The sequence below is a fragment of the Bacillus sp. AFS001701 genome (assembly GCF_002559405.1).
Taxonomy (GTDB): domain Bacteria; phylum Bacillota; class Bacilli; order Bacillales; family Bacillaceae_G; genus Gottfriedia.
The window spans coordinates 1-7695 of sequence record NZ_NTZO01000248.1; the positions used below are offsets into that span (position 1 = coordinate 1).

Consider the following 7695-nt stretch of genomic DNA (forward strand, 5'->3'; position numbering starts at 1 on the left):
TTTCCCAGTTTAACTTTAAAGTTATTTCATCAAATTTTTCACAAGTATCTTGTAAAATGCTAATTTCGTTTAATTGCTTTTCTGTAATCAAATTTTACACCTTCTTCTTACTTCTCTTAGTCCCATTAGAATTATTCAACAAAAAAGCAATTCTTCCTTTATTTAGAAGAATGCTTTACTTGTATCAATTACTATTTATTTCCTCAAGTAGGATATCAAGTGCTTTACTTTGATTCGATGATTTCATATTCGTAATGAAAAAGTCCTTTTTAGTTTGAAGTTCTTCAATCGATTCTTGAAGTGATTTATTCGTTAAATCCTCTTCTTCCATCATTAATGCAAAGCCTTTTTCTTTAAAAGAATTTGCATTTAAAATTTGGTCTCCCCTACTTTGATTTTTCGTAAGCGGGATGATTAACATCGGTTTATGTAACGCTAAAAATTCAAATATTGCATTTGAACCACCTCTAGTGATAATCATTTGGGATGCGGCCAATACGTCTGTTAGCTCTTCATGTACATATTCAAATTGCTTATATCCTTGAATATGTTTTAAACTTTCATCAATATTTCCTTTACCACATAGATGGACAATCTGATACTTTTTTGTTAGTTCCTGTAATGATTCTCTAACAGTTTCATTGATTTTCTTTGCACCTAAACTTCCACCCATAATTGTTAATATTGGTATATAACTTTTAAAATTAAGGAATTCTAAGCCCTTTTGTCTTGAGCCATTTAATAGTTCCTTTCTTATAGGTGAACCGATTACTGTTGTTTTATTTATTGGAAAATAATTTTTTGCTTCTTCAAAAGAAGTGAAAATTTTTGTAGCAAATCGCTGCGAAATTTTATTTGCAAGTCCTGGTGTCATATCACTTTCATGTATAAAAATTGGAATTTTCAATGTGCTAGCTGCAATGATTACTGGTACAGAAACAAAGCCACCCTTTGAAAAAACTAAACTCGGCTTAATTTTTTTTAATACTTTTCTTGCATCAAGACAGCCTTTTATTACTCGAAACATGTCAATAATATTTTCAAAATCTATATATCGTCTTAATTTTCCGCTTGAAATCCCGTAATAAGGTAATTCAATTTTATTTATTAGTTCCTTTTCAATGCCTTTTTTAGAACCAATATAATGAATATCCCAATCATTTTTATTTAATTCATTTATAATGGCGATATTTGGTGTTACATGCCCCGCAGAGCCACCACCCGTAAATACGATTGTTTTCTTAGACATATTAACTCCTATCTATTTTTTATTTCACAAAGCCCATAATGGGAACTAAATAGCCTACCGGAATATCTTTATCGCCCCCACTATTAACTCTCTATTTATTCTCAATTTTATATCTTTATGTACCATAATAGCTCAAAAATACATAATTAGCTGTATTCTCTTGATAAATTCACCAAATCAGAGTGTATTTCCTCTAAAAAGCAAAAATGCATTACTTCACTTGTTAGAAGTAATGCATTTTCTCTGTTGCAAATAAGTTTTTCAACTAACGCCATTTTGTTGAATATCATATATTTACCTAATCTATCGAATAGATTAAGACTTAGCGCTCCCAAATTCAAGAATTAAACAACTTACTATCTTTTATCATTAGGATCTACTTCAAACCATTCTGACATCGATAAGTTGGTAGTAGAGTCCTCCCAATCATCAATTGATAAATCAGAAAAATCCGTTTCTAATAATTGTTCAGATGTCTTCTTTTCATTAGTGACTTTACCTTGATCGATATGTTGGTGTTGTTCATCATTATGATTTGTAAAATCAGATGTTAATTCCGAATAATTTTTTTCATTAAAGCTCGTTAATCCAGTTGCTATACCGCTCAATTGACTTTCGTCCATTGTACTTGCAGAATACTGGTTTATATTTTCTATATTTTGATTATTATACTTTTTCCTATTAGCTACTCTTGAGTTATGTTGCTTTTCCTCGAAATGTTCATGTTCTTGATGTTGTTGATTGTCTTCATGCTCATGATGTTCTTTATGCTCTTTTTTACCTTCATGCTTTGGCTCAAAAATACTTGCTGAAAACTCCTCCACATTATGTATTAGATTTTCAGCCCAATTAGGATGATCAGGATGGTGTTCATGACCTTTGTGATGCTTTTGATGTCTGTTCTGCTCTTGATGTTCATGATGCTCGTTTTGCTCGTAATGTTCTTTATTTTGCTCTATATTGTGGTGTGAACTTGATTCATTTTCACTGCTAATCATTGATAGTGTAGTTTTTAATTCTTTTTCTATATTGACAATTTGATGGTCAAAATTATGTAATTGCTTTTTAATTTCTTCCATATGAGATTCTATTTCATCTATTCTTTTGTTAACCTTATGCAAATTTTTTTGGTGTTCATTTTTTTTTAAATCAAATTGCTCTAATAATTTATCAAATGAAAGATCCATTTTTCTCACCTATTTCGTTTTTTAATATTATGTGTAAATCCACAGTATCCAAATCCTATTTAATGTAAAATTAACATTTATTGAAGTTGAAATTGCAATATACAAAAGGGACTCCTTTTAGAAGTCCCAATTAGAATCAGTATCATTCATATAATTTAAATAAAATTTTACCAGTAATAACCGTTACATCGTTTTGGTTCTTTGCGTTTACTTTAAAATGTAGTATGTTTTCATCAATTTTATCAAGTATTGAATTTAATGTAATGACATCATTTAAAAATACCATATTTTTAAATCTTATGGAGTAATTTTCAATAAATCCGACTTCTAAATAATCTGAAAAAAGCTTTGCTAAATTCCCCATTGTCCACATTCCATGTGCAATAATTCCAGGTAACCCAGCCTTCTTTGCTTCTTCATCAATTGTATGAATAGGATTATAATCACCTGATGCTCCTGCGTATTTTATTAAATCAATTCGAGATACTGGTTCAAGTACGACTGGTTTCATCGAGTCGCCAATTTGTAAATCTAATAATACCGTCATACCATTAGCACCTTCCTAACCTCTTCAGTTATAATAACAACTGATTTCGTAGTAAAAATAGAATTACCTGCTTGATCTTCTCCGTTATCTGACAGTACTAGAAACCCCATAAACCCATGTCCACCACGTTTTTCATAATAGTCCTTTATCTCTGTATAACAATTAATGGTTTCGCCAACTAAAAGTGGCCTTTTATATTCAAATGTTTGCTCACCATGAATTAGACCAACATTAGGTAAGTTAAAATTCTCTATATTTCCATAGTCAAATACTCTAGGAAATGTCGTAGGAGCAATATTTTGTCCATATCTAGTTTGTTTTCCATATTCTTCGTCAATATAAATTGGATGTAAATCCCCAATTGCTTCAGCAAATTTTTTCACAGCACCACGTTCTACAATATTTTTTACTGATTTAGAGCGTTTACCAATAAACGATTTAAACATTAAATTCACCCCATTTTTTTAAGCTTTAGGTCCACCTGCAACATATAAAACTTGCCCATTTACATAGGAAGACTTTTCATCAGCAAAGAATGCAACTGCGTTTGCAATATCCTCTGGTTTACCTGTTCTTCCGGCTGGTATTTGGCTTAAACTTGCCTCAACAAGTTGTTCGAAAGTAATTCCGATTCGATTTGCAGTTTCTTTCGTCATTTCAGTTTCGATAAACCCTGGTGCTACAGCGTTAGATGTGATTCCATATTTACCAAGTTCAATTGCAAGTGTTTTCGTTAGTCCTTGTAAACCGGCCTTTGCAGTTGCATAGTTTGATTGGCCACGGTTCCCAAGTGCAGATGTTGAAGAAATATTAATGATTCTTCCATATTTTTGTTTAACCATATAGGCTTGAGCAGCACGTACAACATTAAAGGAACCTTTCAAGTGAACATCCATAACAGTATCCCAATCTGAGTCTGTCATTTTAAATATTAAATTATCACGAATAACACCTGCGTTATTGACTACAATATCTATTGAACCAAATGTATCATGTACTTCTTTCATAGCAGTTTCAACTTCATTGGAATTTGTAACGTTTGCAACTTTAGTGTATATTTCATATTGCTTAAATTCTGAAGCAGTTTGTGAAAGTGCTTCTTCATTCACATCAATAATCGCTACTTTTGCTCCTTCTTTTGCAAACAATTCGACAATTCCTTTTCCGATTCCTCGACTACCACCTGTTACAAAGGCTACTCTACCTTCAAATCTTCCGGCCATATTCCTCTCTCCCATCTTTTAAACGTATTGTCCTAATTTAACATGTCCTTTTAGTAAATTTCGGGAAATGATTAAGCGTTGAATTTCATCAGTTCCGTCGTAAATTCTCCACAATCTTGCTTCACGGTACCATCTTTCAATCGGAAGTTCTTTTGTATATCCGATTCCACCATGTATTTGAAGTACGCGATCAACAACTCGATTTCCCATATTCGAACCATATAGTTTCGCCATTGATGCTAAATGTCTATTGTCTTCTCCTTGATCGAGTGTATATGCTGCATTTAACACAAGCCATTTGGCAGCTTCTATTTCAACAGCAGAATCCGCTATTTGCCACTGTATAGCTTGTCGTTCGGCAATTGGTTTTCCGAATGTTTCCCTTTCTTTTGAATAATCAATGGCCATTTGTAATAAACGTTCAGCTGCTCCAACTGCTGTTGCCCCTACAATCCATCTTGCAAATCCGATCCATTCAAGTCCTAAATTATAGCCACCATTTAATTCACCTAAAATATTTTCTTCAGGCACACGAACATTATCAAATACTAAACCGGCTGGTCCCCATTCGCCCATTGTATGGATAAATTCAGATTTCCAACCCATTTCCCGGTCGACTATAAAACAAGTTACACCATCTCTTCCACCAGTTTTTTGATGTCTTTCTTTATCCGTAATTGCAATGACCATTACAAAATCCGCTTCGTTTCCACCTGTGATAAATGTTTTCTCACCATTTAATACCCATTCATTCCCATCCTTTACAGCGGTCATTTTAATGTTTTGAGTATCAGAGCCGGCATTAGGTTCTGTCATGGCAAAGCATGATTTTTTCTCACCATTTATTGTCGGAATAAGGTATTTCTTTTTTTGTTCTTCGTTACAATAAAATAAAATATTATCCGCATAGCCACCAAATTTAAAAGGAACGAATGTTTTTGATATTTCCATATAAATAATTGCTAACATCATTTGGCCTAAATCAGCACCTCCATATTCAGTAGGTGTGTTAATTCCCCAGAAGCCAGCTTTTTTTGCTTTTAATTGAAGTTCCTTTTCAATTTCGGGATCTAAGCTTGGTCTACCTTCACGCTCATTTCTAAGTACCTCATTTTCTAAAGGGATTAATTCTTTTTCAACAAATTTTCGAATTGTTTTTTGAATCATTTTTTGTTCGTCAGTTAGGCGTAAATGCATTTAAATTTCCCCCGTTTCATCTGATCAACGTTTTTCATATCAAAAATCCATTATTTATTCGGTTCTAAAATCACTTTTCCAACAGTTTTTCTTGATTGCAATATCGTATGGACATTGGCTGCTTCACTTAATGGAAATACTTCTCCAATCGTAATCTTTAATTTCCCTTCAGCTAAATAAGTAAATAATTCTTCTAAGCTTTGTTTAATTAATGCCTTTTTTCTCAAAAGTGGTGGTAAGAAAAACCCAATGACTGATTGATTTTTTGCCATTAAAGAGGCTGGGTAAAACTTACTTTGTTGGCCACTTGCTACACCATAAATAACTAATCTTCCGAAATAAGCTAAGCACTCTAACGTTTTATAAAAAACATCGCCACCAGCCATCTCTAAGGCAACATCTACACCTTTTCCGTTTGTAGCTTCAAGTACTTTTTGTTCCCAGCCTTCTTCTGTATAATTGATTAATACATCTGCGCCCATTTCTTTTGCTAGCTGTAATTTTTCGTCTGTACTTGCTGTAGCGATTACTTTACCGGCTCCAAAAAGCTTCGCTAATTGCACTGCTAAAGTCCCTAGACCACCAGCTGCAGCATGGACTAAAACGGTTTCTCCTGGTTCTAACATACCCATCGTTTTTAAAATATGGTAAGCACTTAATCCTTGTACGGGTAATGCAGCGGCTATTTTAAAATCCATCTCGTTCGGTAAAGGAATAATCGACCGCTCATCTGTCAAAGCAAAGTCTGAATATCCACCACATTCCAACATGGAAACAACTCGATCACCAATTTTTACTGAATTAACCTCATCTCCAATTTCCACTACGACTCCAGCAACTTCAGCACCAGGTACATACGGCAATGTAGTTTTGACTACATATTGATTTTCTCTTCGCGCTGTATCAGCATAATTGACACCTGCTGCATGCACTTCAATTAATACTTCATTCTCCTTAGGTACTGGTCTTTCAAGTTCTACTTTTTCTAATACCTCAGGACCACCAAATTGTTTAAATTGAATTGATTGCATCGTAAACTCCCTTTCAGTTTTTTATTTACCAGTAAAAATCGCTTTTCTTTTTTCTTTAAATGCAGCAACACCTTCTTGATGGTCTTCAGTTGCTACCATTAATGGCTGAGTAATTCTTTCAAGTTCTAGCATTTCATCTAATGTTGATGTGAAAGATTGGTTAATTAGTTTTTTCATCATCCCATTTGCTTTTCCAGGTCCTGCCGCTATAATATTTGCAAATTTTACTGTTTCTTCAGCTAAGTTTTCAGGTGGTACGAGTGTGTTAATCATACCTAGCTGATACATTCTTTCTGCAGGAACTGGCTCTGCAGTAAAGAAAAACTGTTTTGCTAAATAAGGACCGATTAACCTTGGTAGGAAATAAGAACCGCCTCCATCTGAGATTAATCCCACTTGAGAGAAGCTTAGAGCAAATTTACTATCGTCTGCTGCGATGATTAAATCACATGCTAAAGCCAAGTTAAAACCAGCACCAGCTGCAAAGCCATGTACTGAAGCAATTACAGGCTTTTCGATTTCACGAATCGTTTTAATAACTGTATTTAGGACTCCTATATGCTCATATACTGCATTTGGCGTGACGTTTCCCATCGTTTTAACATCTCCACCTGCTGAAAATGAACGACCAGCACCATTAAGTACAATTGCTTTTATTTCCGGATTCAGTTTTGCTTCATTAAGCGCTTCAGTAATACCATTCAACATTTCATAACTAAAAGAATTTAGACTTTCGGGCCTATTTAGCGTTAAAGTTAAAATCCGATCATTAACTTCTACTAATAAATGTTGTATATTCATTTATTCCACTCCTTTTATATGAATCTATTTAACTGCTAGATCATTGGCAATCCTAATCAGATTTTCTGCGAATTGGTCAAACTTTGCAAAACGTTGATCACTTGTTTGACCTGCTTTAAATCGATAGAAGATTTGTTGAACAATTACTGCTAATTTAAAAAAAGCGAAAGCCATGTAGTAATTAATGTTTGATAAATCTCTGCCACTTTTCTTTGCATATGCCTCAATAAATTGATTTCTTGTAATAAATCCTTCTTGAATCGTAACAGGTGGCTTACCTAATCCAAATTTTAATAAATCCGGATCATCATTTTGAATCCAATAGCATAAAGCGACACCTAAATCCGCTAATGGATCACCAATTGTTGCCATTTCCCAATCAAACAGTCCAATCATTTCTTTTAAATCGTGACTAAACATGGAATTATTTAATTTAAAATCATAATGAATAATTGATGAG

9 protein-coding genes are annotated in these 7695 nt (G+C 33.5%); all 9 read right to left on the reverse strand.

The genetic code is table 11. The features are described 5' to 3' along the window. Window positions 1-184: 184 nt before the first annotated feature. Window positions 185-1249 carry an undecaprenyldiphospho-muramoylpentapeptide beta-N-acetylglucosaminyltransferase gene (locus CN514_RS16485; protein ID WP_098233523.1) on the reverse strand — a complete coding sequence of 355 codons (1065 nt, stop codon included), beginning with the start codon at window positions 1247-1249 and terminating at the stop codon, window positions 185-187. Window positions 1250-1605: 356 nt separating this feature from the next. Further along, window positions 1606-2436: a hypothetical protein gene (locus tag CN514_RS16490; RefSeq protein ID WP_098233524.1), complete on the reverse strand. Its 831-nt coding sequence runs from the start codon at window positions 2434-2436 to the stop codon at window positions 1606-1608. Window positions 2437-2578: 142 nt separating this feature from the next. After that, the gene (locus CN514_RS16495; protein ID WP_098233525.1) at window positions 2579-2983 is read right to left on the reverse strand and encodes a MaoC/PaaZ C-terminal domain-containing protein; all 405 of its coding nucleotides are present in this window, start codon (window positions 2981-2983) and stop codon (window positions 2579-2581) included. Then, on the reverse strand, window positions 2980-3429 hold the full coding sequence (locus CN514_RS16500; RefSeq protein WP_098233526.1) for a MaoC family dehydratase N-terminal domain-containing protein: 450 nt from the start codon (window positions 3427-3429) through the stop codon (window positions 2980-2982). The genes CN514_RS16495 and CN514_RS16500 overlap by 4 nt, the downstream gene beginning before the upstream one ends. Window positions 3430-3447: 18 nt before the next feature. Continuing rightward, complete coding sequence (gene fabG, locus CN514_RS16505; protein WP_098233527.1) at window positions 3448-4206, reverse strand: 3-oxoacyl-ACP reductase FabG; 759 nt, start codon at window positions 4204-4206, stop codon at window positions 3448-3450. A gap of 18 nt (window positions 4207-4224) precedes the next feature. Further along, window positions 4225-5403: an acyl-CoA dehydrogenase family protein gene (locus tag CN514_RS16510; protein WP_098233528.1), complete on the reverse strand. Its 1179-nt coding sequence runs from the start codon at window positions 5401-5403 to the stop codon at window positions 4225-4227. A 50-nt stretch (window positions 5404-5453) separates the two neighbouring features. Then, window positions 5454-6434, reverse strand: coding sequence for a quinone oxidoreductase family protein (locus CN514_RS16515; RefSeq protein WP_098233529.1), 981 nt, complete (start codon window positions 6432-6434; stop codon window positions 5454-5456). 21 nt (window positions 6435-6455) lie between these two features. Continuing rightward, window positions 6456-7235 carry an enoyl-CoA hydratase/isomerase family protein gene (locus CN514_RS16520; protein WP_098233530.1) on the reverse strand — a complete coding sequence of 260 codons (780 nt, stop codon included), beginning with the start codon at window positions 7233-7235 and terminating at the stop codon, window positions 6456-6458. A 24-nt stretch (window positions 7236-7259) separates the two neighbouring features. After that, window positions 7260-7695, reverse strand: a 436-nt coding sequence (locus tag CN514_RS16525) for a phosphotransferase (RefSeq protein WP_176525936.1), incomplete at its 5' end; no start/stop codon positions are given.

Excerpts from the sequence above, each read along its gene's own strand:
- CN514_RS16515 (WP_098233529.1), bottom strand. The coding sequence starts at position 6,434 with ATGCAATCAATTCAATTTAAACAATTTGGTGGTCCTGAGGTATTAGAA.
- fabG (WP_098233527.1), bottom strand. The coding sequence starts at position 4,206 with ATGGCCGGAAGATTTGAAGGTAGAGTAGCCTTTGTAACAGGTGGTAGT.
- CN514_RS16520 (WP_098233530.1), bottom strand. The coding sequence starts at position 7,235 with ATGAATATACAACATTTATTAGTAGAAGTTAATGATCGGATTTTAACT.
- CN514_RS16490 (WP_098233524.1), bottom strand. The coding sequence starts at position 2,436 with ATGGATCTTTCATTTGATAAATTATTAGAGCAATTTGATTTAAAAAAA.
- CN514_RS16495 (WP_098233525.1), bottom strand. The coding sequence starts at position 2,983 with ATGACGGTATTATTAGATTTACAAATTGGCGACTCGATGAAACCAGTC.
- CN514_RS16510 (WP_098233528.1), bottom strand. The coding sequence starts at position 5,403 with ATGCATTTACGCCTAACTGACGAACAAAAAATGATTCAAAAAACAATT.
- CN514_RS16485 (WP_098233523.1), bottom strand. The coding sequence starts at position 1,249 with ATGTCTAAGAAAACAATCGTATTTACGGGTGGTGGCTCTGCGGGGCAT.
- CN514_RS16500 (WP_098233526.1), bottom strand. The coding sequence starts at position 3,429 with ATGTTTAAATCGTTTATTGGTAAACGCTCTAAATCAGTAAAAAATATT.